Raw genomic sequence first — 26,957 nt, forward strand, 5'->3', positions numbered from 1 at the left:
CAATAGACCGGCACCGGCCACAGGGAGGAAACATGACCGCATCCAGTTCCATGACCGGCGGCACGGCGTTGGTACGCGCCCTGACGGAGAACGGTATCGACACGGTATTCGGCCTGCCCGGCATCCAGCTCGACGGGCTGTTCAACGCCTTGTATGACGCCCGAAACAGTCTCAGGGTGATCAATGCCCGGCACGAACAGGGTACGGCCTACATGGCTTTCGGCTATGCCCAGTCGACAGGCAAAGTCGGTGCCTATGCGGTTGTCCCCGGTCCCGGTCTGCTGAACACTTTCGCCGCGCTTTCCACCGCCTACGGCTGCAATGCCCGCGTCCTCGCGCTGACCGGGCAGATCCCGAGCAATACCATCGGCCTTGGCCTTGGCATGCTGCACGAGATCCCGGATCAGCTCGGCCAGATGGAACGGCTGACGAAGTGGTCCCACAGGATCAATCACCCCTCCGAAGTCCCCGCCGTCATGGATCAGGCCTTCCGGGAGCTCTGGAGCGGCCGTCCACGCCCGGTCGGTATCGAAATGCCGCTGGACCAGTTGCATCTGGAAGCTCCCGTTGGCCCGATCACGCCGACTGTGGTCCCGGAGCCTCCCGAGCCAGATCCGGATCTGATCGCGGATGCCGCCCGGATGCTTGGTGAGGCCAGCAACCCGATGATCTTCGTCGGCGGCGGTGCCTACGAAGCGACCGAAGAGATCCGCGCGTTGGCGGAGATGCTGCAAGCGCCCGTGGTTTCCTACATGAACGGCAAGGGCGTTCTGGATGACCGACATCCGCTTTCCCTGCACCATCCCGCGGGGAACCGGCTCTGGGGCGATGCGGACGTGGTGATTTCCATCGGTTGCCGCCTGCAGCACGAGCGCATGACCTGGGGCACGGATGAACAGCTCTCCATCATCCACGTCGATATCGACCCGACCGAATTGACCCGCGTCGGCAAGCCCGATATCGGCATCGTCGCCGATGCGGCGGGTGCGACCCGCGCGTTGCTCGGCAAGATCCCGGCACATAATCGCGCGCGGCCGTCACGCACCGAGGAAATGGAAGCCCTGAAGGCGGAGTTCCAGGCGCAGTTCGAAGCCAAAATCGGCCCGCAGATGGAATGGGTGGCCGCTATCCGCGCCGCCCTGCCTGAAGACGGTTTCCTGGTCGATGAATTTACCCAGGTCGCCTACGCCTCCCGCGTCGGCTTCCCGACCTACGGCCCACGCACGCTGGTCTCGCCCGGCTATCAGGGTACGCTCGGCTACGGTTATGCCACCGCACTCGGCGTTCAGGTCGCACACCCGGACAAGCAGGTGCTGTCGATCAACGGCGATGGCGGCTTCATGTACACCATGCCGGAGCTTGCGACCGCCGTGCATCACGGCATCAATGTCGTTGCCGTGGTTTTCGCAGACGGTGCCTACGGCAACGTGATGCGGATGCAGAAAGAGCTTTATGACAACCGGGTGATCGGCAGCGAGTTCACCAATCCCGACTTCGTGAAGCTCGCCGAAAGCTGCGGTGCGCTAGGCTTGCGCGCAACCACGCCGACCGAGCTGCGGACGAAGATCGAGGAAGGTTTCGCCGCCGGGCGTCCGACCCTGATCGAGGTTCCGGTCGGCGAATTTCCCGAACCCTGGCCGGTAATCAGGCCGGGACCGTCGAGACCGAAGAGGTAGCGGCGATCCGGCCCGGCACCGTCCGAACCGATTGGATGGACCATGAGCGAAACAGCCCTGATCGTGGGAGCCGGCGCCGGTCTCAGCGCCTCCCTCGCCCGTCTTTTCTCAGCAAACGGCATGAAAGTCGCGCTGGCGGCCCGTGACACGGACAAACTGGCCGGTCTGGCGTCAGAGACCGGCGCCCTGACGCAGGCTTGCGATGTCTCCGACAAGACAAGCGTCGCCAGCCTGTTCGACTGGATGGATGGCGCGCTCGGCAGGCCTGACATTGTCGTGTTCAATGCCTCGAAGCGAGCCCGCGGGCCGATTGTCGATCTCGATCCGGACGACGTCCTCGCCGCCACGACAGTCACCTGTCACGGCGCCTTCCTGGTCGCCCAGCAAGCAGCGAGACGTATGCTGAAGGCCGGGCACGGGACGATCCTGCTGACCGGCGCGTCGGCCGGGGTCAAGGGCTACCCGCAATCCGCACCCTTCGCGATAGGCAAATTCGGGCTGCGGGGTCTCGCGCAATCCATGGCGCGCGAACTGCACCCGCAGAACATCCATATAGGTCATTTCGTGATTGATGGCGGAATCCGGACCGAAAACGATCAACGGGAGAAACCCGGCGAGGACAAACTGCTCGATCCGGACGCCATCGCCGAAAACTACCTGCAATTCCACCGCCAACCACGCTCAAGCTGGGCTTGGGAGATCGAACTGCGACCCTGGAAGGAAACCTTCTGATACCGGGTCTGTTGCCCTGAGGCCACAAAACGTGCGCAATCCTGCATCGTCTAGCTGCTCAGAAACTTTTTCCTTCCATCTACAGGTATAGCCCCCATATATCGGTCCGTTATATATCAGACCGATATAGTTTGGCCCTGTTCATGGACGTAAAGACTCTCTGTCTCGCGGTACTCAGCCGACGGGACGCAACCGGCTACGAGATCCGCAAGCAGTTCGCGGAAGGGCCGTTCGCGCATTTCCAGAAAGCCTCTCTTGGCGCCATCTATCCAGCCCTGACGCGCGCCGCCAGAGAAGGCCTCGTAACGGTTAGCGAAGAAGCGCAGGATGGCCGGCCGGACAAGAAAGTCTATTCCCTGACCGAGGCCGGCAAGACGGCCCTCCGCCGCGCGTGCGAGATCGAGCCGGAGCCGGACCAGGTTCGTTCCGATCTATTTTTCCTGATTTTCTTCGCCCGCTATCAGACCCCGGAGAAAATCGCCCGGCTGATCGATGAACGGATCGCATTCTACGATTCCCAACAATGCGAGCTCGACGAGTTCAATCCGAACTGTGCCGCCGATCCCGGCATGAATTTCGTCCGAGGTCTCGGTAGTACGATCTACAGCGCCGCCGCCGACTATATGAGGGCCAATCGCGACACGCTTCTGGCCCAGCTCAGCGCGGAGACGCGACATGCCGCTGAGTAAAAGGCCGCTTCACCGATCGATCAGAACGCGCGCGTGCGCTCCAAAACCATACAGCCCCGCTGAGGTCCTATGAGAATCAACTATTCCATCCTGCTGGCCACCGTCATCGCCGTCGGTACCGCCGCATGGATTCTGTCAGGCCAGTTCGCAAACGGGGCCCGGACCGAAGGCGAGGATGCTGCGAAGTCCAAGACTGCGGCACCAGCCTCTGAAATGGCAGCGGTACGCGTCCGCGAAAGCGTCGCGGAGCCTTACCGCTCCGCTGTGATTATCACCGGCCGAACAGCCCCCTCCCGCGAGATCGAGTTGAAAGCGCAGATCCTCGGCAAGGTCGTCGCGCTCGGCGCGAAGGACGGCGACCATGTCAAGAAAGGCGCTCCGATCATCCGCTTCGACCCTGAAGACCGGGAAGCCAGACGGCAGATGGCGAAAGCCCGGATCGTGCAGCGCGAAACCCAGTTCAATGCCGCCGACAAGCTCGCCAACAAGGGCTTTCAGGCACAGACCACCCGCGCCGAAACCTTTGCGGACCTGCAGGAGGCCAAGGCCGAACTCGCCAAGATCGAAGAGGAAATCCGGCGCCTTACCATTTCAGCGCCATTCGATGCCGTGCTCGACGATGTCTATGTAGAACTTGGCGACGTCTTGCAGAGCGGTGATCCGGTTGCAGCCCTCTACGACCTCGACCCGATACTCGTCGTCGCCCAGGTCTCCGAGCAGGAACGGATCAAGCTCGCGGTCGGGCAACCGGGCAAGGCAAAACTGCTCGACGGCACCGATCTCACCGGAACCATCCGCTACATCTCCGCCGCCGCCGACTCCGAAACCCGGACGTTCCGGGTGGAACTCGAGGTCCTCAATCCGGATCGGAATCTGGAACTCGGCATCACGGCCGGTGTCATCCTGCCGCTGCCGGAAGTTACCGCCCACAAACTGACCGCCGGCGTGTTCACGCTGAACGACGATGGCCAGCTCGGGGTAATGACAGTCGATGCGTCCAACATCGTCCGCTTCAACAAGGTGAATGTGCTCGATAGCGATGCGGACTGGGCTTACGTCACCGGCCTGCCGGAGCGCGCCCTATTGATCTCGGTCGGTCAGGAATTCGTCTCCGATGGCGAGACCGTGCGGGCCGTCCCGGAATCCGCCGTCGGTACCGACGGCGCCAAAGCAAGCTGAGGATCGCCCGATGCATGCGCTGATCGACGCCGCCCTGCACCGCAGCCGCACCACCCTGATGGTGCTGGTCCTTATCCTGATTTCAGGAGCGGTCGCCTATGTGACCATTCCGAAAGAGGCAGATCCGGACGTTAATATCCCGATCGTCTACGTTTCGATGAAACACGACGGCATCTCGCCCGAGGATGCTGAGCGACTTCTGTTAAAACCGATGGAATCCGAGCTGCGCGGCATCGAAGGCGTGAAGGAAATGCGCGCCACCGCTTTTGAGGGCGGCGCGAACGTTACGCTGGAGTTCACGGCCGGGTTCGATGCCGATCAGGCAATGCTGGACGTCCGCGAGAAAGTCGATCTCGCCAAACCGGAGTTGCCCGAGGAAACGGACGAGCCGACGGTTCACGAAGTCAATGTGAGCCTGTTCCCGATCCTGGTTGTGACTCTCTCTGGCGAGCTGCCCGAGCGCACGATGCTGCATCTCGCCCGCACTCTCCGTGACGAGATCGAGGGCATCACCTCCGTGCTTGAGGCGAAACTCACCGGCGAGCGCGAGGAACTGGTGGAGATCATCATCGATCCGCTCCGCCTCGACAGCTACAATATCGATGCGTCGTCAGTGCTTGAGATCGTCGCCCGCTCGAACCAGCTGGTAGCCGCCGGAACGCTCGATACCGGCAATGGCCGGTTCCCCATCAAAGTACCCGGCCTCTACGAGAACCTGCAGGACATCCTCGATCAGCCGATCAAGACGAACGGCGATGCCGTGGTCCGGGTCCGGGACATCGCCTATGTCGAACGCGGCTTCAAGGATCGGGAGACCCACGCCCGGCTTGAGGGCAAACCCGCGATCGGCATCGAGGTAACAAAGCGGATCGGTACAAACGTGATCGAGACCGTCGAGAACGTTCGCGCCGTCGTTGCCGAAACCCAGAAAACCTGGCCCGCCGGCGTTACCGCGACCTTCAGCCAGGACAAATCCGGCCAGATCCGGACCATGCTGACCGATCTCCGGAACAACGTTCTGAGTGCCGTCCTGCTGGTCATGATCGTTATTGTCGGCGCTCTCGGCTATCGCTCCGCCGCACTTGTGGGTATTGCCATCCCGGGCTCATTCCTGCTCGGCATCCTGACCCTCTCCTCACTCGGGCTGACGGTGAATATCGTCGTCCTGTTCAGCCTGATCCTCGCGGTCGGCATGTTGGTCGATGGCGCCATCGTGGTGACCGAATATGCGGACCGGAAACTGTCTGAAGGACTGGATCGGCGCATCGCTTATTCGGAAGCGGCCAAACGCATGGCCTGGCCGATCATCGCCTCAACCGCCACGACTCTTGCCGCCTTCCTGCCGTTGCTGTTCTGGCCGGGTGTGGTCGGCGAGTTCATGAAATTCCTGCCTATAACCCTGATCGCGACCCTCACGGCCTCCCTCTTCATGGCCCTGCTGTTTGTCCCAGCCCTCGGATCGATCTTCGGCAAGTCCGGTGCCCAGACCGAAGAAAGCCGGGAATCTCTGGCAGCTATGGAGAATGGCGACCTGAACAAGGTCAGGGGCTTTACCGGCGGCTATCTGAAAGTCCTGAAACTCGCGCTGACCAATCCCGGAAAGGTGATACTGGCCGCAACCGCGTTGCTGGTCGGCGTGCAGTATTATTACGCCAATCACGGCAACGGGGTGGAGTTCTTCCCCGAGGTCGAACCTGATAACGCGATGATCCATGTCCATGCCCGCGGCAACATGTCGACTGCCGAAAAGGCGCGTCTGGTCTTCCAGATCGAGAAGGAAGTCCTCGATGTCGGCGGTTTCAAATCCGTCTACACATTCGTCGGCGAAAAGGAGGGCGGCGGTCAGGATCTGGCCGAGGATGTCGTCGGCACTATTCAGGTCGAATTCGACGACTGGCAGAGCCGTGCGCCCGCCGACGAAATTCTGGCCGAGATCTCCGAACGCGCCAGAGCCTATCCCGGCATTTTCGTCGAAACCGCCAAGGAAGAAGGCGGCCCGCCAACCGGCAAAGCGGTGCAAGTCCAGCTACGGTCTGTCTATCCCGACCGCCTGACCGAGGCGACAGAGATGGTCCGGGCACAGTTCGACCGCATGGCCGGTCTGCAGAATATCGAGGATGACCGGCATATCCCCGGCATCGAGTGGCAGATCGCCGTCGACCGGGCCCAGGCAGCGAAATTCGGGGCGGATATCGCCCTGATCGGCAGCTACGTGCAGCTCGTCACCCGCGGCCTGAAAATCAGCGATTACCGGCCGAACGACAGCGACGAGGAAATCGATATTGTCGTCCGCTATCCCCGTCCGTCCCGCCGCCTCGACCAGTTCCTCGCGATCCGGATGATGACGGACAAGGGCCTGGTTCCCTTGCGAAACTTTGTCTCCTGGTCGCCGCAATCCAAAGTCGGGACCATCAAGCGCTCCGACGCCCGTCAGGTCATGGCGGTGAAGGCGGACGTGCTGCCCGGAGTATTGGCGGACGAAAAGGTCAAGGAACTGACCGCCTGGCTGGGTAAGACCGAACTGCCGAAAGGCGTGACCTATAAGTTCAAAGGGGAGGACGAGGAGCAGAAGGCTGCCGAGGCTTTCCTCGGCAAGGCTTTCGGAGTCGCGCTGTTCATCATGGCGATCATCCTGGTCACCCAGTTCAACAGCTTCTACAGCGCCTTCCTGATCCTGAGCGCCGTGATCATGTCGACTATCGGCGTGATGATCGGATTGATGATCACGGGGCAGCCCTTCGGTATTGTGATGAGCGGCATCGGCGTGATCGCGCTGGCCGGTATCGTGGTTAACAACAATATCGTGCTGATCGATACGTTCGACGCCCTGAAGACAACCACGGGCAGCACCATGGAAGCGGTCTTGCGCACCGGTGCCCAGCGCCTTCGTCCGGTGATGCTGACCACCGTCACGACGATGCTCGGCCTGCTGCCGATGGTGTTCCAGCTGAATATCGATCTGTTCACGCGGGAGATCTCGGTCGGGGCACCCTCGACCCAATGGTGGGTAGCGCTGGCCTCGGCCATCGTCTTCGGCATGGGCTTCGCCACGATCCTGACACTGATCGTTACCCCTTCAGCGTTGCAGCTCCGGGGTAATTTCCAGGACTGGCGCGCGGCGCGGCGGGCCCGCAAGACGGGACGCGATCAGGATGGCGGTTATGACGGCAGTGTCCCCAACGCCGCTGAATAGCGTTAGCGTTTCAGCCAGTTCTTGAGACGGCTGGCCGCCTCCACCATGTCCTCCGTTGCCCCGGCAAAGGAAAAACGCAGAGAGCCATGGCCGCGCGCCGGGTCGAAATCGACACCCGGCGTTGCGGCGAGGCCGATCTCGGCCAGCATCCGCTTCGAGAAATCGACACTGTCGTTGGTGAAGCGGGTGACGTCCGCATAGATGTAGAATGCGCCGTCCGCCGGCGCCAGATCGTCCAGCCCAGCGGCCGGAAGCTCGTTCAGCAACACCTCGCGGTTCTTCGCGTAGCGCGCCACGTTGGCCTGCAATTCCTCGTGACAATCGAACGCCGCGACAGCCGCGTGCTGCGACAGGGTCGGCGGAGAGATGAAGAAATTCTGTGCCAGACATTCCATGGAACGGGACAGATCCTCCGGTACCACCATCCAGCCAAGACGCCAGCCGGTCATCGAGAAATATTTTGAGAAGCTGTTAATGACCAGCGCCTGATCGTCGCTCTCCAGCGCCGAGACCGGACGGGTGCCGAAGCCGATCCCGTGATAGATCTCGTCGGAGACAACCCGGATACCCTTTTCCTTGCAGTATCCCGTCAGGGCGGCGAGTTCCTCCTCCCCCAACATGGTGCCCGTCGGGTTTGACGGGCTGGCAACGATCAGGCCATCGATCTTTCCCTCCACCGCGTCGAGAAGCTCCGGTGTCGGCTGATAACGGTGCTTGCGCTCCGTCTCCAGCAGCACGGTTTCAACGCCGAGGGCTGAAAGGATGTTTCGGTAGGCCGGATAGCCCGGTGAGGCCATGGCGACCCGGTCGCCTGCCTCGAAGGCCGCGAGAAAGGCAACCTGAAACGCGCCGGAGGATCCGGTCGTCACCATTATCCGGCTCGGGTCCAGAGAGACGCCGTACCAATCCTTGTAATGCTGCGCGATCCGCTCCCGGAGAGGGTTGATGCCAGCGGCCAGCGTATAGCCGATCCGGTCATCATCCAGCGCTCGCTTCGCCGCTTCGATCACGCCGCGCGGTGCCGGGGTCGCAGGCTGGCCGACTTCAAGATGCAGCACATCGCCGCCGGCAGCCTCTCGGTCTGCGGCCGCCTGCATCACATCCATGACGATGAAGGCGGGTACAGCGCCCCGCCGGGATACTTTCAGAGCCACGTGCTCGCCTTCCCGTTGGTTAGTTGCCGCCTTCAAAAAGGATCATGCCGCGTCCGCGCGGATCGTCGGCTATGCCGCAATCTCTATCGCTGCGCGGCAGGCCTTCCTTGCAGCGGAAAAGACGGACAGCGCCTATCGGCTGGGTGGCTGGCTGCACAGGATAGCCGGCACGCTCAGCCATTGCTCCGGCTGCCGGAGCAATGCCGGATTCGACCGACAGCGTGCCCGCCGCCAGATCGAAATGGGAGCGCGGCGCGGCAACGGCAGCACTCATCGCCTGACCGGCCACATAGTGACGCAAGATCGGGGGAACCAGGGCCGAGACCGTCTCCCTGCCACCGGTCGCCATGGCGGTCATGTGAACCTGCCAGGCGTGGGTGTTCCCGGCGATAACTGCGGCAGCCAGCGGAGGGTTTGAAGACGGCTGCGCCGGAGCCGGAATGAAACCGAGATCCGGGAGCGTCTGACCGATTCCGAAAGGTGCATTCATGGTCAACGCACAGCCAACGGAAAGCCCCCGCCTGTCCGTGATGACAAAGCTCGTTGCACCGGACCGCGAGTCTCCACCGAACAAGGCGACCGCAGCGGGCGTTGCGGCAGTACGGCGAGCGCCGGAACGGAAATCACCAAACAGCAACTCGGCTGCATCCGCACTCAAATCCGTATTGCCACTTGCCACTGCATTGGCGGCGCGGACCTGCATTTCGGCTATCATCAGCGGATCGACATCCTGCGGCGAGGACGACCATCCCGCTTCGTTGAAGGCAAGCGAAAGAGTTTTTGAAATCAGAGCGCTGTCGGCATTTCGACTGGCTGCGACAGCCCAGAGATGATTGTCGAAATCGACACCCTCGGCCTCGCTCCAAACCGGAACCGCTCCGCGCAACCGAGCAAGGTCGACCCCGTATCCAAAAGCTTCCGCCTCGGCGACGAAACGGCTGGCGAGTTGGCCTGAATAAAGATCGCCAACTCCCGCGACACGAAGCCGGCTGTAGGTGGAGGCCAGATCCAACTGGACCAGTGAACGGCCCGCTTGCAAGGCAACACCATCCGGGGCGAACACACTCGGCCGTCCGGCGCCCGATGATTTCAGAGCTGCGCCATCACGCGCGAGATCCTCCGCGAGGCGGCGGGAGACGGGCTCACCGAACCGGGCGAGCTGCTCCGGAACACCGATCAACTGCGTAATCGGCAGGCGGCCGTAGCGGGCATGCAAAGCGAACATCGCGCGCGGCCCCAGCGGAGCGGCAATCGCATTCTGGCTGCCCGACAAGGGTTGCGGCAAGAATGAGAGGCGTTCAAACCGCTTGCTCACGGGGTCGAAAGCGAGACAGGAACCACCCGCCCCAAGTCCGGCGGAAGACGGCAGCGTCACGGCCAGAGTGAAATAAGCGGAGACAGCGGCGTCGGCAGCGGTGCCACCCTGGACCAGCACATCCTGGGCGATAACGGCGGCCCGCGGCTCATCGACAGCGACGGATCCGAAGAACCCTTCGGTGACTTCGACGACTTCGTCGCTCGCGCAGCCTGCAAGCAATCCGGCGCAAAGCGCCAATGCCACAGGCACGGTCCTCTTAAACATAACGTCCTCTCAAATCGCCGCAGGCTATTGAATGCAGCCCCGGACACGCGCACATTACAAGTTCATGCACCGCACCAACAGGCTCGGACCAAATCCATGAAGTGCAAAGCCGTGGTTGGCAAGCATCTAATTGCGTTAGTTTTTACGTTGCTGAGTATTGCCGGATGGTCCCGGTCCGTGGATGCGCGATCCTTCATCACCGATACTGAGATCGAGCTCTATATCCGCGAGCTTTCGACCCCGATCTTCCAGAGCGCGGGTCTTTCGCCATCTGCGGTCGATCTCTATTTCATCAACGACGATACGCTGAATGCCTTCGTCGCCGGTGGCCAGAACATATTCTTCCATACCGGCTTGCTGATGGCGACAGAAACGCCGGAGCAGTTGCTCGGCGTGATCGCCCATGAAACAGGGCATATCTCCGGCGGGCATCTGGCGCGGAGCGGAGAGGCCCTTCGGAATGCCAGCCAGAACGCATTGCTCGGCCTCATCCTCGGTGCCGGCGCGGCCCTCGCGACCGGCCGGGGAGACGCCGCCGCTGCGATCATCCAGGGCAGTCAGGCAGCTGTTCAGGGCTCCTTGCTCCAGTACAGCCGGGCACAGGAATCTTCGGCTGACCAGGCGGGTATCCGTTTCCTTGAAAGCAATCGCGAATCCTCAAAAGGCATGCTTGAATTCCTCTCGACACTCAGCGGCCAGGAACTGTTGAGCGGGCGCAGCCGCTCACCTTACGCAAGCACCCACCCGCTCACCCGGGACCGGATCGCCTTTGTCGAAGAGCAGGTGAAGAGTTCACGCTTCAGCGATAAAAAGCTGCCGGAAGAGCTGCAGCAAAAACACCGCCGAATGGTTGCCAAGCTCCATGGGTTCATCCGATCTCCGGCACGCACCTTCAAGGCATATCCCGATACGGATACATCGGTGGAAGCCCGCTACGCCCGGGCCGTTGCCACATACCGGCTGCCGGATGCCAACGGAGCCGTCGCGCTCGTCGACGAACTGCTGGCTGATAACCCGGACGATCCGTTTTTCCATGAGCTGAAAGGCCAGATCCTGTTCGAGGCAGCCCGGCCGGCAGACGCTGAAGTTGCGTATCGCAAGGCCCTCGAAACCCTACCCGACGCGCCGCGGATCGAACTGGAGCTGTCGCGGGTTTTGCTGGCTCTCGACACAAAGGAACACAACGAGGAAGCGCAGACGCATCTCGAACATGTCGTGCGGCTGCTTCCGAATGCGACGTTCGCCTGGCGTCAACTGGCCATCGCCTATGGCCGCAACGGCGATCACGGCATGTCCGCCCTCGCTCTCGCCGAGGAAGCTTTCCGCTCCGGTAATGAACGGGATGCCGCCCTGCAGGCAAACCGGGCGAAACAGAAGCTGAAACCGCATACGGAAGCCTGGTTGCGCGCCAGCGATATCGAGGGAATCTCGACCCCGCGCGACCGGGAGCGGAAAAAAGACCCGCCGCCGAAGAAAAAATAGCGCGCGCCGTTCCATAGCCAGAATGCAATAACGATAACGTGGTTTGTCGGCAACGACGGACCGGCGCAAGATTTAGTGACTGTAAGCACGACCGGAAAGGCACGCAGCATGGCCACCATGGCGCCCCTTATGAAACCCCACAAAGCGTTAATCCTGGCCCTGACTCTCGCCTCCGGCATAGCGGTCTATCCCGCAAGCCAGCAGGCCGCCGCCGCGGAGCCGTTCTCACCGGATCAGAAATCCGCTCTCGACACGGCCATCCGCGATTACATCCTGGCCCACCCGGAAGTGATCGTTGAATCCCTGAACGCCATGCAGGCGCGCCAAGAAATCGCGGAAAAGGAGCGCCAGCGCGCCGCCCTCGCCCACATGCAGGGTCAGATTACCGGCAACGAAAACGACCCGGTCATCGGCAATCCGGACGGCGATGTCACTGTGGTCGAGTTCTTCGATTACCAATGCGGCTACTGCAAACGGATGATCGATCCGGTGATGCAGTTGCTGAAGCAGGACCCGAATGTCCGCTGGGTGATGAAAGAGTTTCCAATTCTCGGTCCGGCATCCGTGACCGCCGCCCATGCGTCGATCGCAGCTGACAAGCAAGGAGCCTACAGCGAGTTCCACGTCGCTTTGATGAAATATCGCGGACGGCTGAGCGATGCGGTTGTGTTCCAGACGGCCCTCGAAGTCGGTCTTGATCTGGACAAACTGAAAGCGGACATGGCGTCTCCTGAAACCGGAAAAACAATCCGGGACGCCACGGTTCTGGCACGCACTCTCGGCATCAACGGGACACCTGCCTTTGTCATCGGCGGGGAAGTGTTGCCGGGCGCCGTCAGCCTCGACACCCTGGTCGAACAGATCGAGGCCGCCCGGAAAGGCTAGGTCAGGAAGCCGTTGAAGGAACGGACGGCGGAATATCGCGGACCCGGCTGTAGAACAGAGCCGCTACCACGATCAGTCCGGCAACACTGGCGAAGACCAGCCGGTATGCGCCATCCGAGCCGCCGCCCGCATGATCCACGATCAACCCGGTGATCCACTGCGAGAGAAAAATCGTGCCGACACCAACCAGGCTCATGGCCGTAATAGCCCTACCGGCCAGATGACTAGGCACAAAGCCCCGGCAATGCGCGGCCAGGACGACAAAGAACGGCGAGACAAAGCCGAAGGCAACCAGCAACATCACGGCCAGCCACAGCGGGGGACGCGGGATAACCGCCATAAAGCCGAGCAGCAGAACCATAAGCACACAACTCCCTAGGATCACGCGCTTGCGGGAGTTAAATAGCCTGTCCAATGGACCAAATCCCAGCGTTCCGGCATTCTGCGCCAGCACCATGACGAGTAGTGCGTAGCCAGCCTCCGTCTGGCCAAGCCCGTGAACTTCCCTGAGATAAGGTCCGGCCCAGAGGCCGCCAACCGTTGCGAAAGGCGCGGCAAAACAGCTGGCCATGACCAGGGTGCCGCGAATATCGCGGTCACGCAGCATCGTCAGGATCGCTGAAAAGGCCTGGCCGATACTTTCATGAGGCCGCTCGGGGCGCGCAACGCCGGGGGGGTGATCCCGACCCCAGAGAAAGATCAGGATCGTCATCAGCAAAATTGCCGCAGCGAGGAGCAGGAATGTCACAGTAAACCCGGCTTGCTGCAACATGATGGCGAGCGGCGCCGTCGCGAGCAGACCGCTTGTCGCCCCGGAAAATGCGATAAGCCGCGCCGAAACCGTGGCAACGCGGTCCGGACGGACCCAGCCGAGCACAATCAAATAAACGGTTGTCACGGCACCGGCATGCCCCACGCCGAGCAGTATCCGCCCACCGATCAATCCGGTAGCAGTTTCAGAGATCGCAAAGAGCACCATCCCGCCCACCGCGATCAAGCTCAGCGCCGACGTGGTAAGGCGTGCGCCATACCGGTCGAACAGAACGCCCATCGGGATCTGCACGAAAGCAGCGGCAAGCGACATGATACCGATCACCGCGCCGATTTCCGCCGGGGAAATGCCCCGCTGTTCGATCAAGGCATTCGCGATCACACCGCCGCCGAGCCGGTTGATCTGCACCAATGTCAAAAACGCGCAAAGAATAAAGAAAACCCGTGCGGCGCCGCTGCGCACGGCATGTCCGGTAGCGCCTGTCACAAGACACCCCCGGACCTACCGGCACTGCGGACCGCTCGGAAGAACAACAGCGGAACCATGAATACCCCGGTCAAAATGTAACAGCCCACCAGCATCGGCTGGCGGGCTGTACTATGGAGCCAAGAGCGATTTGGCCGTCCGGTCAAGGATCTTCTATCAGGCGTTGAGAACCCCGCGCTTGACCTGGTCCTGTTCGATGGATTCAAAGAGAGCCTTGAAGTTACCTTCGCCGAATCCTTCATCGCCCTTGCGTTGAATGAGCTCGAAGAAGATCGGGCCGATCACCGTCTCGGTGAAAATCTGCAACAGAAGACCGCCGTTTTCAGTCGGTGCTCCGTCGATCAGAATACCGTGCTGCTTCAGGCTGGCGACATCCTCACCATGCCCGGGCAACCTTTCGTCCAGCATTTCATAGTAAGTGTCCGGCGGCGACGCCATGAAACTGGAGCCAGCGGCCTTGAGCGCTTCCACACTGGCAAAGATATCGTCGGTCGCCATTGCGATATGCTGGATACCTTCCCCCTTGTAGGCGGTGAGATATTCCTCAATCTGGGATTTGTCGTCAGAGGATTCGTTGATCGGGATCCGAATCTTGCCGCATGGACTGGTCATCGCCTTGGACTTCAGCCCGGTCAGCTTGCCTTCAATGTCGAAATAGCGGATCTCGCGAAAATTGAAGAGCTTCTCGTAGAAACCGGCCCACACATCCATCCGTCCGCGATGCACGTTGTGAGTCAGATGATCGACCATTGTGAACCCGGCTCCGGCCGGCACCTGCTCCACACCGTCCAGCGGTACGAAATCGACATCGTAGATACTTTGCTCGCCATACCGGTCAACCAGATAAATCAGGCTGTCGCCGATACCGTGGATCGCCGGAATATTCAGCTCCATCGGCCCAACCTTGCCTTCAAAAGGTCGTGCTCCGAGTTTCAGGGCGCGATCATAGGCCGCCGCTGCGTCCTTTACCCGGAACGCGATGGCACAGCAGGACGGCCCGTGAACGCGGGCGAAAGACTGAGCGAAACTGTCTGGCTCTCCGTTGACGATGAAATTGACACCGCCCTGACGGAAAAGCGTTACGTCCTTCGATCGGTGACGGGCGACCGCGGTAAAGCCGAGAGACCGAAACAGCGTCTTCAGATTTTCCGGATCGGGCGCGGTATATTCGACGAACTCAAAGCCGTCGGTCGCCATCGGATTTTCGATGGTGCCGCCCGGAATTGGGGAAAGCGTTTCGGATGCCATGAATGTCTCCTCCGGTCTGCTGATGGTTTAGCTCCCGCCTTGACAGCAAACCGGCGAGAACGGAACGTCAGGGCAGGATGCATTTAGTTGCATACGAAACTAATTAGGGTTTGCGCGTGAAGAGTCAAGAAAGCAGTGCCGATACCTCCGCCGATCCCGATCAGGACCAAGATCAGGTAACGTTCTCTCTCGACAATTTTTTGCCTTATCGGCTAGCGCTGCTCTCGTCACTGGTCTCCGGCAGCATCCAGAAATTGTATGCGTCGGAATTCGATATCAGCATCCCCGAGTGGCGGCTCGTGGCCATTCTCGGCAGTGACGGCCCGATGACGGCTAACGACATTCGACAACGTGCAGCGATGGACAAGGTTCAGGTCAGCCGTGCCGCCGCGAAATTATTGGACGCAGGGCATATCCGCAAACAGGTAGACCCTGAAGACAAACGCCGCGCGACCCTGTCTCTTTCCGATAGCGGCTCTAAAATTTACAACCAAATCGTGCCTATCGCCCTCGAACGGGAAGCCTATCTCTCATCGGCCCTCAGCGAAAAGGAGAAACGGGATTTAATTCAATTGTTGGAAAAATTGACAAAAACGGCCAAGAGTATGACAACCGCTCCGCCAATGTGAATATTAACATCTCAAGACTTCAGGACTGATATTTTCTACACGAGGTTTATTGCCACAACCAATGCGGCATGATATCCGGATTCCGATTGAGGTTCGCGCGATCGCGCTTTGGACCCGTCCAAGCTCTTGGAAAGAGTTCAGGCAATGAGCCAGATATTCGAGAACATCGACGACCCTACATTAGGGAAATTGGTGGAAAGATGGTTCGCGTGGCGCGGCGGCGACACCTATCCGGCGCGCAAGTCGATTGAACCGCTTGAGCTTGGTCAAGCACTTCCATTTGTCTGGATATGCCAACGCGAACCGGACCTGAATTGCTATCGCTACCACCTCGTGGGCGAAGCTGTGAACACACTTTATGGCCAAGGTCTGCGCGGTCGCTCTCTGAAGGACTTCCTGTCTGGTAAAACAGCTAATCTTCTGAAAGAGCGACTGGACGACTGTCTTGAGTCCGGACACATTATCCATACGGTTGGTGCGCAGACCTTGCATGACAAGCGCCATGTACTGGTCCAGCGCTTGCTTCTGCCCATGACCGGCTCCGGGGGAGAGTTGGATACGATCCTCGGATGCACAAAAGTGACCGACACGGTCTCCGGGCGTGCCGGAGAGGATGCACCCTCCCGGGAAGCCACTTACAGAAACGACGGCACCCGAATTAAGGTAGGCAACGCCACTCTCACCATGTATTCCAAGGATCCGTTATATTAGGCTGCACGGCAGCCGGTTCCGATTGCGTCAGTCGGGCCGCGTGATATAACCCTCGAAACTGAGATGCAGGCGAGCATAGTGTCCGAACGCCCGGAAATACTTATTCTCAATGGCCCGAATCTGAACATGCTTGGAACCCGGGAGCCTGAGCTCTACGGGGCCGAGACATTGGATGATGTCGAAGCCATGTGTGCCGATCATGCGGTAACACTTGGACTGGACACAGATTTTCGGCAATCGAACTTTGAAGGTGAGCTGGTAACGATTATCCAGCAGGCACGCGGCAGCGCGTCCGGCATCATCATCAATGCAGGCGCCTACACGCACACCTCCGTCGCTATTCACGACGCTTTGCGCGTGGCCGACCTGCCAGTCATCGAAGTGCATATTTCGAACATCCACCGGCGCGAAAGCTTCCGCCACACTTCCTATATTTCCTCCGTCGCCGAAGGAATCATCGTAGGGCTTGGAACCCAAGGCTATGTCCTGGCCCTAGATGGTATGGCGCGGATACTTGATCGCACCTGAACGAACCCGGAGACCCCTTTGTCGCACGACATTGACAGCAAACTCGTAAGAAAGCTCGCCGCCCTCCTGGAAGAGACCGGCCTCGGTGAGCTTGAATATGCGAAGGACGACTGGCGGATCCGCGTGGCCCGTCCGGCCGTGCAACAGGCCGCCAGCGTGGTCGCCACTCCGGCGCCCGCAGCAGTCGCGCCCGCCGCGGCTGCGGACACAGCATCTGCCGATATCGCAGGCGCGGTGAACTCCCCGATGGTCGGAACGGCCTATCTCGGCCCCGACCCCGACACGGCACCGTTCGTTTCTGTCGGCACCAGGGTAACAGAAGGCCAGACCCTGATGATCATCGAAGCCATGAAGGTCATGAACCCGATTCCCGCGCCCCGTGCCGGAACGGTGAAGGACGTACTGGTTCAGAACGGGCAGCCGATCGAGTTCGGCCAGCCGCTGATCGTGATCGAGTAGCGGGCTGGAGCCGAAATGTTTGAGAAAGTCCTGATCGCCAATCGCGGCGACGTGGCCCTGCGCATTCACCGGGCCTGCCGAGAAATGGGCATACGGACCGTCGCCGTGCATTCGACCGCCGATGCGGACGCGATGCATGTGCGCCTCGCCGATGAGAGTGTCTGTATCGGCCCACCTGCCGCGAAGGACAGCTACCTCAACATTCCGGCTATTCTAACCGCCGCGACCGTGACCGGCGCCGACGCCATCCATCCCGGTGTCGGTTTCCTGTCCGAGAATGCGGATTTCGCCGAAATCGTCGAAGCTCATGGCTTTGTCTTCATCGGCCCCTCGCCGCAGCATATCCGCGACATGGGCGACAAGATCATCGCCAAACGGACGGTAAAGGCACTGGGAATTCCCTGCGTGCCCGGGTCGGACGGGCCAGTCGAATCAGTCGAGGGCGCCATCGCCGCGGCCGAGGAGATCGGGTTTCCGGTCCTGATCAAGGCAACAGCCGGCGGCGGCGGGCGGGGCATGAAGATTGCCCAGAACCGCGAAGAAGTCAGCGACGCCTACAACATGGCCCGCCGGGAAGCAGCGGCCGCCTTCGGCAATGACGAAGTCTATATGGAGCGCTATCTCTCCAAGCCGCGCCATATCGAAGTCCAGATCGTTGGCGACGGCAATGGCCATGTCGTTCATCTGGGCGAGCGTGACTGCTCCCTGCAGCGGCGCCACCAGAAGGTCCTGGAGGAAGCCCCTTCCCCGGCACTGAATGAAGCGGCGCGCGCAAAAATAGGCGCCATTGCCGCCAGCGCCACCGCGAAGATGAATTACCGCAGTCTTGGAACGCTCGAGTTCCTTTATGAGGACGGCGAGTTCTTCTTCATTGAGATGAACACCCGCCTGCAGGTCGAGCACCCGATCACCGAGATGATCACCGGCATCGACCTTGTGCGTGAACAGATCCAGATCGCTTCGGGAGCCTCACTGTCCTTCACCCAGGACGATGTGGTGCTGAACGGACATTCAATCGAGTGCCGGATCAACGCGGAAAACCCGCGCACCTTCATGCCGTCGCCGGGCCGCGTCACCGACTACCATGCACCGGGCGGTCTCGGGGTCAGGGTCGATTCGGCTCTCTATGCCGGCTATCAGATCCCGCCCTTCTATGACAGCCTGATTGCCAAACTGATCGTGCATGGCTCCAACAGGAATGAGTGTTTGCTGCGGCTGCGCCGGGCTTTGGACGAAATCGTGATAAGCAATGTGGAGACCACCGTGCCTCTGCATCAGGATCTCTCGCAGGCTCCCGATTTCATAAACGGCGAATACGACATACACTGGCTTGAGAAGGTTTTCCTCGCCGATCCGGCCTGACCGGCTCGGCATATCGCCCAACCGGGTGCAGAGGAGGTGCCGGCACGATGTCGCAATTGCGGCCCGAACTGTTGCTGCAGGCTTATGCCATCGGTGTCTTTCCGATGGCGGAAAGCCATGACGATGCCCGCACCTTCTTCGTTGATCCGGAAGAGCGCGGCGTTCTGCCTCTCAACACCTTTCATGTGTCGCGCAGCCTCCGCAAGGAGGTAAAGCGGCGGCGTTTCGACATCCGGTGCGATACGGATTTCAAAGCTGTCCTCGAGGGCTGCGCGGAGCCGAGGGACGAGCGTCCCGACACCTGGATCAACGACGAAATCTTCAGGCTTTATATGTCGCTTCACGAGATGGGTTACGGGCACAGCGTGGAATGCTGGCACGACGGAAAGCTCGTCGGCGGACTCTACGGGGTAGCTTTGGGGGCCGCTTTTTTCGGCGAAAGCATGTTCAGCCGGGAGCCGAACGCAAGCAAGGTCGCGCTTGTTCATCTGGTTGCCCGGCTCAAGGCGTCCGGCTTCACTCTGCTGGACAGCCAGTTCATCACCGACCATCTGGCACAATTCGGCGCCGTCGAAATTCCGCGTCAGAATTATCGCGACCAGCTCGCCGAAGCCATCAAGATTCCGGCCGAATTTTACTCGGAGTCGGATGACTGGCCGTTCGTCGAAGAACTTCTGCAGTCAAGAAGCCAGACATCGTAGACCGGATGCTCCACCGCGTTTAGTGCGGGACTTGAAGAGAACATCCAGCCCGTAAACAAGCGGATCTGCTCTTCATCGGGTTTCTGCTCGTCGATCTCGAGGAAGGCGGCGTTTTCCGGTGTTTCGGTCGGCGGGCGCTTGCGGCAGGCACGCGGCGTAATGGAGAACGTCCCGAAGATCGCCGTCTCACCAACCTCTGCCTCAAAGGTGGAAATCCGCGCCGTGATCTTGTCCAGCCCCTGCATGACGGCCACGGGAAGCTCGATCCAGCCCGGCTCGGGAGCCGGCGTCTGAGCACCTGCGCCAACAGACCGGGCGATCAGAAAAACCGCCAGCCAGATAAAGACATACTTCGACAGTCGCATGGGAGCGGTCCCAACCAGTTTCGCCCGACTATTCCTTCTTAGCGGAAGAACTGGCCGAAAATATGAACTTGCCGAGAAGTTGAACGATATCCACGGGGTCCTGAGTGTATTCGATAGAACCGCCGCTCTTGATGATATCCGGATCGCCACCCGGAATTATCTCCAGAAAGCTTCCGCCAAGCAGGCTTTCATTGGAGATCGCTGCCGCACTGTCAGCCGGCAGTTCAATATCGTCGCGGATATTCATTGTCACTTTGGCCAGGAAGGATTTCGGATCCAGCTCCTGGCTGACGATGGTACCGACCTTGATCCCGCTCATCCGGACATCACCGCCGACGGCAAGGCCGGAGACCTTGTTGAAGTTTGCCGTCACGATATAGCCGCCACGCGTGTTGAGATCGGCCGAAATATAGGCGAACACTGTGAATATGCCAGCAACCAGCAACACTACGGCGCCGATAACCGTTTCGATCGTATTGCGTTTCATGAGACCTCAACAGGTTGAACCAGGCGACGTCGGGACGCCGTCTTCGCACAGCCAGGAACCGTCAGTTCGGCGTCCAGGCTTCGTAATCTCCGGTAGCCGCGTCACGCTTACCGCCCTCGAGGACATGCCCCGGTGGACGGTAGGCGTACCGGGTGCCCGTAAGGTTGGGCAGATGTTCTTTCTGCCATTCAAACTCATGCTCGGTTTCCAGCGGAGCTTCGGCTGTGTAGTGCAACCAGGCATGCCATTCCGCCGGAACCTTCGAGGCTTCGACGATGCCGTTATAAATCACCCAGCGCTTCCGCTTGTAGCCAGCGGCCGGTTCGGACTTGTGCTCGTAGTAGCGATTACCGAACTGGTCCTGGCCGACCTCGCGGCCGTGAAGCCATGTGTAAATTGACGTGCCGATGTTCATCGACCAACCACCTTGTCACCTGCATCAATACGTTGGCGGAATATGTCATTCCCACGCCGCGCAGTCCAGTCGGACGCGCATCGGCTCATTCCGCGTTGACCTCCGGAATTTCGATGCCGAGCATCTCCGCCGTCGTCTTGCCGGCCGCAAGCTGCGCCAGCATATCCGTTTCCTTGCGGACATGCGCCTCACCGGCTTCCAAAATCGCGGCCGCCTGGCCCAATGGCACGACGGTCACGCCGTCCGCATCGCCGAGGATGAGATCGCCCGTCATCACCGCAACGCCGCCGCAGGAAATCGGACCGTCGATCGATCCGCCGAACCCCTTGTGGGGCCCGGCCGGAACAGACGCCGAGGCGAAGACCGGGATATCTCCCGCACGGAGTTCCGCCACATCCCGTGCGGCCCCGTCTATGACGAATCCGGCGACACCCTTGTGCTTCGCTGCTGTCACGAGGATTTCCCCAATGATGGCGACATCCGGATTGCCACCGGCATCGATCACGATGATCTCGCCCTGCCGCATCAGCGGAATAGCCGCATGAACGCAGGCATTGTCGCCGGCCATGACCCGAATGGTCCGGGCATGTCCGATGATTCGCATGTCCGGATGCAGGGGCGAGACCCGTCCCGCCATGCTCGCCGTCCGGTTCAGACAATCTCCGGCGACCGCTGGCGGCACGCCTTTCCAGCGCTCCAGTGCCGCTGCATCGAGCGCCTTATAGTCGCCCTTATATCTGATGATCGCCATTGGTCTGCTCCCAAATGTTTTTTTTGTCGTTAATACCCTTCACCCGACAGAACGCCGGGTCAGGGCTGTCAGAAGTCCAGCGCCAATCATTGCACTTCCGCCAAGCCTGTTCACTATCCGGAGCGCCCGCGGACTGGAAAACCGGTTCCGCATCGTCCCGGCCATAACCGCCCAGAAGACCGCGTTCAATGCACCGAGAATCACGAAGGTCGCAATGAGGATGAAACATTGCATCACGATGGGGCGCGATGGATCGACGAATTGCGGCACGAAAGCCACGAAGAAAACGATACCCTTGGGATTGAGGGCCGTCACCACAAAGGCATTGCTGAACATCCTGAGTTTGTCGCGCCGCCCCGTCCCGACCGGTACCGACGCAAGTTCGGGCTTGCTCCGCCATAGCTGGATACCGAGCCAGACAAGATAGCCTGCTCCAGCCAATTTCATTACGGTGAAGAGATCGGCGGATGCGGCCAGAACAGCACCCGCGCCGAGCAGCGATACCGTCATTGCCAACAAATCGCCGAGCGCGACGCCCGGCACCGTCGCCCAGCCCGATTCCCGCCCGCGTGCCATCGCGTAGCTCGCAACCAGCATCACGGTCGGCCCCGGTATCGCCAGCATGAAAGCCGAGGCCGCTGTGAATGCGAGCCAGAGTGCCAGGTCCATTTTATTTCCTCCACGCGAGATCTCTGAAAACCGGCACCGCCGACGGCACCAAGAGAGCCACAGCACCGGAACCCCAGGCAAGACCTGCTTTTCCATGTATCGGCGGACGCTCGCATTACGAGGCAACAGTGCAAAAAACCACTAGATGTAGATTTTATGACATTTCGGCGCACAAAATATGTTGATTCGGAAAACCGAAAACGGCATTATTCAGGTCGATGGCTTGGCACGGGCCTCTTAATGAAAATGCGGAGCTTGACCGCAAGATCAAGACTTCGGATCGCCGGATTGTGAAGCGCGACCCGCAAAACTCCACGTCACCCTTAATTCACCTAAATGAATTGGTGAATTTACTCCTATTTTACTTCCATTTTACTTTAAGGATCGCTGCGGACAGGCAGTTTCCGCAGAATTCCGCGCATACCGAACCACATTCATTTTTTCCACCCTTCTGGTTCATTTATCGTTGCTTCCCAGAAGCCAAATCCGGTATCGTCTCAACCCTTGGCCACTAGATCTTGTGGCATCAGCGCTCAAGTCACTGACCAAAACGGAACGGGGGAGTTCCAAGTATGAGAATCGAACGCCGGTTTACGGACGCTAAAAAGGGTCCTTATGCAGGTATTGAATTTCGGAAAACCAGCAGCGAAATCCGCAATCCGGATGGGTCTGTGGTGTTCCAGAATGCAGATATTGAAGTCCCGGCCGATTGGTCGCAGGTCGCTTGCGACATCCTCGCACAGAAATATTTCCGCAAGGCGGGCATCCCGGCTCGCCTGAAGCCGTTCGAAGAGAACGATGTTCCTTCATGGCTGTGGCGCATGACCCCGGACAAGGACGCCATCGCGACCCTTCCGGAAGACGAGCGCACGGTTGGCGAAAGCAGCGCCAAGCAGGTTTTCAACCGGCTGGCCGGCACCTGGACATACTGGGGCTGGAAAGGCGGCTACTTCGACGCTGAAGCCGACGCCAAGACCTATTACGAAGAAATGTGCCATATGCTTTGCCGGCAGATGGCTGCCCCGAACTCCCCCCAATGGTTTAACACCGGCTTGCACTGGGCTTATGGCGTCGACGGTCCCGCACAGGGCCATCATTATGTCGACTACAAGACCGGCAAGCTGACCCGTTCCAAGTCGGCATACGAGCATCCCCAGCCCCATGCCTGCTTCATCCAGGGCGTCAGTGACGATCTGGTGAATGAAGGTGGCATCATGGACCTCTGGGTCCGTGAGGCGCGGCTCTTCAAATATGGCTCCGGCACCGGCTCCAACTTCTCCCGCCTGCGCGGCGAGGGCGAATCCCTCTCCGGCGGAGGCAAGTCCTCCGGCCTGATGAGCTTCCTGAAGATCGGCGACCGGGCTGCCGGCGCCATCAAGTCTGGTGGCACCACCCGCCGTGCGGCGAAGATGGTCACCGTCGATATCGATCATCCGGACATCGAGAAATACATCGACTGGAAGGTTCGCGAAGAGCAGAAAGTCGCTGCCCTGGTCTCCGGATCCAAGCTGGCCCAGAAGCATCTCAAAGAAGTCATGGCTGCCTGCCGCGATGCCGACGGTGTCGAGGGCGCTGCCCGCTTCGACCCGAAGCAGAACCGTGCCCTGAAGAAAGCCATCATCGGCGGCCGCAAGGCGATGATCCCGGAGAACTACATCCAGCGGGTCATCCAGTTCGCCGAGCAGGGCTTCACTGAAATCGACTTCCCGACCTACGACACCGACTGGGACAGCGAAGCCTATCTCACCGTCTCCGGCCAGAACTCAAACAACTCCATCCGGGTCAGCAATGACTTCCTGGAAGCGGTTGCCGAAGGCAAGAACTGGGACCTGATCCGCCGTACCGACGGCAAGGTCTCCGAGTCGGTCAATGCAGCCGAGCTGTGGGACAAGGTCTCCAACGCGGCCTGGGCCTGCGCCGATCCCGGTATCCAGTACGACACCACGATCAACGAATGGCACACCTGCCCGGCTTCGGGACGGATCAATGCATCCAACCCCTGCTCCGAGTACATGTTCCTCGACGACACGGCCTGTAACCTCGCATCGATGAACCTGATGCAGTTCCGGCATGAGGATGGCAGCTTCGACATCGACGCGTTCGAGCACGCCACCCGGATCTGGACCATCACACTGGAAATCTCCGTGCTGATGGCGCAGTTCCCGTCCAAGGAAATCGCCAAACTGTCCTACGACTTCCGCACCCTCGGCCTCGGCTTCGCCAATATCGGCGGTCTGCTGATGGCCAGCGGCTTTTCCTACGACAGTGACGAAGGCCGCGAGCTTTGCGGCGGCATCAGCGCCCTGATGACTGGCATCGCCTACAAGACCTCTGCCGAAATGGCCGGCGAGCTGGGCACATTCCCCGAATACAAGCCGAACGCCGCGCACATGCTGCGGGTGATCCGCAACCACCGCCGCGCCGCCTATGGCGAGGACAAAGGGTATGAGGATCTGGCGATCCAGCCGGTGCCGCTGAACGCCCTGAACAGCCCGAACCGCGATCTGAACGCGGCCGCCATTGCGGCCTGGGATGCGGCGCTGGAACTCGGCGAGCAGCACGGCTACCGCAACGCCCAGACCACGGTAATCGCGCCGACCGGCACCATCGGCCTGGTGATGGATTGCGACACCACCGGCATCGAGCCTGACTTCGCCCTGGTGAAGTTCAAGAAGCTGGCCGGCGGCGGTTACTTCAAGATCATCAACCGGATCGTGCCGGAAGCCCTCAGCAATCTCGGCTATTCGGACGACCAGATCGAGGAAATCATTCGCTATGCCGTCGGTCACGGCACGCTGGAAGGTGCCACGGGTATCAACCCGGAGAGCCTGAAGGCAAAGGGCTTCGGCGATGCCCAGGTGAAAGTGATCCAGGATGCGGTCGCCACCGCCTTCGACATCAAGTTCGCCTTCAACAAATGGACCCTCGGCGAGGACTTCTGCCGCGACACCCTCGGCTTCACCGACGAGCAGCTGAACGATCTCTCCTTCGACATGCTGCTGTCCCTCGGCTTCACCAGGAAGCAGGTCGAGGAAGCCAACACCTATGTCTGCGGTGCGATGACCCTGGAAGGCGCGCCGTATCTGAAGGACGAGCATCTGCCGGTGTTCGACTGCGCCAACCCGTGCGGCCGGACCGGCAAGCGGTTCCTCTCCACCGAGAGCCACATCCGGATGATGGCGGCCTCCCAGCCGTTCATCACCGGTGCGATATCCAAGACCATCAACATGCCGAACGCGGCGACGGTCCAGGATTGCTCGGACGCCTACATCCTGTCCTGGAAGCTCGGCATCAAGGCCAACGCGCTCTATCGCGACGGCTCCAAACTGAGCCAGCCGCTCTCCTCCTCCCTTGTCGACGATGAGGACGAGGACGAGATGGAAGATCTGATGGAAGCGCCGATCGCCGCCAAGGCGCCGGTTGTCGCCGAACGGATCGTCGAGCGCATCATCGAACGGGCCGTGGAACGTGAGCGTCTGCCGCATCGCCGTAAGGGCTACACCCAGAAGGCCAATGTCGGCGGCCACAAGGTGTATCTCCGAACCGGTGAATACGAGGAAGGCAAGCTCGGCGAAATCTTCATCGACATGCACAAGGAAGGCGCCGCTTTCCGCTCGCTGATGAACAACTTCGCGATCGCCGTCTCCATCGGACTGCAATATGGCGTGCCGCTCGAGGAATATGTCGACGCCTTCACCTTCACGCGGTTCGAGCCGCAGGGCATGGTGACCGGCAACGACGCCATCAAGATGGCGACCTCCATCCTCGACTACATCTTCCGTGAGCTGGCGATCTCCTATCTCGACCGGCACGATCTCAGCCACGTCGATACCAGCGATCTGCTGCCGGACGCACTGGGCGAGGGAGACGACGAGAATGCGGTCGACAAGGCCAAGGCCCAGCTCATGGAGCAGGTCGGTACCATCACCAGCCGCGGTTATGTCCGCAAGAACCTGGTGGTGCTACAGGGCGGTCAGTCGAACCAGATGAAGGCCACCGGAACGGACAATGTCCAGCCGGTCATGGCAACGACAGCCGCGCAGACGGCGACTGTGACGACAACGGTGCAGAAGAGCGCATCGGTTACCGTCTCCGAAAGCGTGATGGATGCTACTGACGCAAAGCTGAACCGGATCCGTGAGGCCCGCATCAAGGGCTATGAGGGCGAAAGCTGCGGCGAATGCGGCAACTTCACCCTGGTCCGCAACGGCACATGCCTGAAGTGCGACACATGCGGCGGGACGTCCGGCTGTAGCTAAGGCTCCATCAAAGCTAAATGCAGACGGCCGCCGCGAGATCTCGCGGCGGCCGTCTGCTTTTAAACCGAAACGAACGAAACTCTCGCCCTACATCCGCGAGATAGCTTCTTCAAGTTCATTGACCGGCTTCGCCGTCAGATCCTTGTCGATTTCGGCCAGCAACGCGTCCTGCACCGCCGCACTGTAGTGGGACCTCAAGGTTCCGAGCGTTCGGGGGTCCGCGATAATGACAAGATCGCCAAACCTTTTGTCGCGCACCCACGCATTCAGATGTTCAGCGGTTTGCTCGGCAAAATGCCTCTTCTCGAAGACATGCCAATCCGTCGCCTCGACCGCACTCTTTTGCCTGTACGAGGCATCGTTCAGACGCCCGGGCCGATCCGTTCCCTGCAAATGATCCGGCGGGTTCCGGATAGATCCCGCATCGACGGTACGGAGATCGATGATCTCGGCATCCCCGTGATTCTCGAACACAACGAAACGTTCGCCATCCGCGACGAGCACCCAAGCCTTGTGTGGTACCTGCATTCTACTACCCCAACA

At 60.3% G+C, this 26,957-nt stretch carries 24 protein-coding genes; 14 read left to right on the forward strand and 10 right to left on the reverse strand.

The features are described from left to right. The first annotated feature begins 32 nt into the window (after nt 1–32). The 5 genes from K328_RS0109285 (at nt 33) to K328_RS23240 (ending at nt 7,469) form a co-directional block, all read left to right on the forward strand. Nucleotides 33–1,676, forward strand: coding sequence for a thiamine pyrophosphate-dependent enzyme (locus tag K328_RS0109285; RefSeq protein ID WP_028465750.1), 1,644 nt, complete (start codon nt 33–35; stop codon nt 1,674–1,676). Nucleotides 1,677–1,718: 42 nt separating this feature from the next. Next, nucleotides 1,719–2,408 (forward strand): SDR family NAD(P)-dependent oxidoreductase, encoded by a 690-nt coding sequence (locus K328_RS0109290; protein ID WP_028465751.1) that lies wholly within the window; start codon nt 1,719–1,721, stop codon nt 2,406–2,408. Between the two features lie 143 nt (nt 2,409–2,551). Further along, entirely contained in the window at nt 2,552–3,097 is a 546-nt protein-coding gene (locus tag K328_RS0109295; RefSeq protein ID WP_028465752.1) for a PadR family transcriptional regulator, read from the forward strand. A gap of 69 nt (nt 3,098–3,166) precedes the next feature. Continuing rightward, complete coding sequence (locus tag K328_RS23235; RefSeq protein WP_051284682.1) at nt 3,167–4,276, forward strand: efflux RND transporter periplasmic adaptor subunit; 1,110 nt, start codon at nt 3,167–3,169, stop codon at nt 4,274–4,276. 10 nt (nt 4,277–4,286) lie between these two features. Further along, the gene (locus K328_RS23240) at nt 4,287–7,469 is read left to right on the forward strand and encodes an efflux RND transporter permease subunit (protein WP_051284683.1); all 3,183 of its coding nucleotides are present in this window, start codon (nt 4,287–4,289) and stop codon (nt 7,467–7,469) included. A gap of 2 nt (nt 7,470–7,471) precedes the next feature. Here K328_RS23240 and K328_RS0109310 read toward each other — a convergent pair whose 3' ends face one another. Then, nucleotides 7,472–8,623 carry a pyridoxal phosphate-dependent aminotransferase gene (locus K328_RS0109310; protein WP_028465753.1) on the reverse strand — a complete coding sequence of 384 codons (1,152 nt, stop codon included), beginning with the start codon at nt 8,621–8,623 and terminating at the stop codon, nt 7,472–7,474. Between the two features lie 19 nt (nt 8,624–8,642). Continuing rightward, nucleotides 8,643–10,205 carry a gamma-glutamyltransferase gene (locus tag K328_RS0109315; protein ID WP_028465754.1) on the reverse strand — a complete coding sequence of 521 codons (1,563 nt, stop codon included), beginning with the start codon at nt 10,203–10,205 and terminating at the stop codon, nt 8,643–8,645. Between the two features lie 177 nt (nt 10,206–10,382). Here K328_RS0109315 and K328_RS0109320 point away from each other — a divergent pair, with 177 nt between their 5' ends. Together K328_RS0109320 and K328_RS0109325 are read left to right on the forward strand one after the other, a co-directional pair. Then, a complete protein-coding gene (locus K328_RS0109320) occupies nt 10,383–11,687 on the forward strand; it encodes a M48 family metalloprotease (protein ID WP_169721195.1) in 1,305 nt (434 codons plus the stop codon). 129 nt (nt 11,688–11,816) lie between these two features. After that, a complete protein-coding gene (locus K328_RS0109325; protein ID WP_245577431.1) occupies nt 11,817–12,572 on the forward strand; it encodes a DsbA family protein in 756 nt (251 codons plus the stop codon). 1 nt (nt 12,573) lies between these two features. Here the strand turns inward: K328_RS0109325 and K328_RS0109330 are convergent, their stop codons facing one another. Both K328_RS0109330 and hppD read right to left on the reverse strand, forming a co-directional pair. Further along, nucleotides 12,574–13,830 carry an MFS transporter gene (locus tag K328_RS0109330; protein ID WP_084608186.1) on the reverse strand — a complete coding sequence of 419 codons (1,257 nt, stop codon included), beginning with the start codon at nt 13,828–13,830 and terminating at the stop codon, nt 12,574–12,576. Between the two features lie 156 nt (nt 13,831–13,986). Further along, on the reverse strand, nt 13,987–15,078 hold the full coding sequence (hppD, locus tag K328_RS0109335; protein ID WP_051284685.1) for a 4-hydroxyphenylpyruvate dioxygenase: 1,092 nt from the start codon (nt 15,076–15,078) through the stop codon (nt 13,987–13,989). 116 nt (nt 15,079–15,194) lie between these two features. Here hppD and K328_RS0109340 point away from each other — a divergent pair, with 116 nt between their 5' ends. The 6 genes from K328_RS0109340 (at nt 15,195) to aat (ending at nt 19,468) form a co-directional block, all read left to right on the forward strand. After that, complete coding sequence (locus tag K328_RS0109340) at nt 15,195–15,707, forward strand: MarR family winged helix-turn-helix transcriptional regulator (RefSeq protein WP_036553680.1); 513 nt, start codon at nt 15,195–15,197, stop codon at nt 15,705–15,707. Nucleotides 15,708–15,851: 144 nt separating this feature from the next. Then, on the forward strand, nt 15,852–16,418 hold the full coding sequence (locus tag K328_RS0109345) for a PAS domain-containing protein (protein WP_028465760.1): 567 nt from the start codon (nt 15,852–15,854) through the stop codon (nt 16,416–16,418). A 78-nt stretch (nt 16,419–16,496) separates the two neighbouring features. Next, nucleotides 16,497–16,946, forward strand: a complete 450-nt coding sequence (gene aroQ / locus K328_RS0109350; protein WP_028465761.1) for a type II 3-dehydroquinate dehydratase — start codon at nt 16,497–16,499, stop codon at nt 16,944–16,946. Nucleotides 16,947–16,964: 18 nt separating this feature from the next. Next, nucleotides 16,965–17,405 (forward strand): acetyl-CoA carboxylase biotin carboxyl carrier protein, encoded by a 441-nt coding sequence (accB, locus tag K328_RS0109355; protein WP_028465762.1) that lies wholly within the window; start codon nt 16,965–16,967, stop codon nt 17,403–17,405. A gap of 15 nt (nt 17,406–17,420) precedes the next feature. After that, nucleotides 17,421–18,767, forward strand: coding sequence for an acetyl-CoA carboxylase biotin carboxylase subunit (gene accC, locus K328_RS0109360; RefSeq protein WP_028465763.1), 1,347 nt, complete (start codon nt 17,421–17,423; stop codon nt 18,765–18,767). Between the two features lie 47 nt (nt 18,768–18,814). Further along, entirely contained in the window at nt 18,815–19,468 is a 654-nt protein-coding gene (gene aat, locus K328_RS0109365) for a leucyl/phenylalanyl-tRNA--protein transferase (protein WP_028465764.1), read from the forward strand. Here the strand turns inward: aat and K328_RS26325 are convergent. The 5 genes from K328_RS26325 to K328_RS0109385 form a co-directional block, all read right to left on the reverse strand. After that, entirely contained in the window at nt 19,402–19,833 is a 432-nt protein-coding gene (locus tag K328_RS26325) for a DUF2155 domain-containing protein (protein ID WP_084608187.1), read from the reverse strand. The two genes, aat and K328_RS26325, sit on opposite strands and share 67 nt — an antisense overlap. Before the next feature lie 28 nt (nt 19,834–19,861). Further along, nucleotides 19,862–20,320, reverse strand: coding sequence for an outer membrane lipid asymmetry maintenance protein MlaD (gene mlaD / locus K328_RS0109370; protein ID WP_028465765.1), 459 nt, complete (start codon nt 20,318–20,320; stop codon nt 19,862–19,864). 61 nt (nt 20,321–20,381) lie between these two features. After that, nucleotides 20,382–20,735: an NADH:ubiquinone oxidoreductase subunit NDUFA12 gene (locus tag K328_RS0109375; RefSeq protein ID WP_028465766.1), complete on the reverse strand. Its 354-nt coding sequence runs from the start codon at nt 20,733–20,735 to the stop codon at nt 20,382–20,384. Nucleotides 20,736–20,820: 85 nt separating this feature from the next. Beyond that, nucleotides 20,821–21,486 carry an RraA family protein gene (locus K328_RS0109380; protein WP_028465767.1) on the reverse strand — a complete coding sequence of 222 codons (666 nt, stop codon included), beginning with the start codon at nt 21,484–21,486 and terminating at the stop codon, nt 20,821–20,823. A gap of 39 nt (nt 21,487–21,525) precedes the next feature. Further along, a complete protein-coding gene (locus K328_RS0109385; RefSeq protein ID WP_028465768.1) occupies nt 21,526–22,155 on the reverse strand; it encodes a LysE family translocator in 630 nt (209 codons plus the stop codon). 572 nt (nt 22,156–22,727) lie between these two features. Here K328_RS0109385 and K328_RS0109390 point away from each other — a divergent pair. After that, entirely contained in the window at nt 22,728–26,414 is a 3,687-nt protein-coding gene (locus K328_RS0109390) for a vitamin B12-dependent ribonucleotide reductase (RefSeq protein WP_028465769.1), read from the forward strand. Between the two features lie 87 nt (nt 26,415–26,501). Here the strand turns inward: K328_RS0109390 and K328_RS0109395 are convergent, their stop codons facing one another. After that, complete coding sequence (locus K328_RS0109395; RefSeq protein ID WP_028465770.1) at nt 26,502–26,942, reverse strand: baeRF12 domain-containing protein; 441 nt, start codon at nt 26,940–26,942, stop codon at nt 26,502–26,504. Between the last annotated feature and the right edge of the window lie 15 nt (nt 26,943–26,957).

It is taken from the genome of Nisaea denitrificans DSM 18348, assembly GCF_000426505.1.
GTDB classification, from domain to species: Bacteria; Pseudomonadota; Alphaproteobacteria; order Thalassobaculales; family Thalassobaculaceae; genus Nisaea; species Nisaea denitrificans.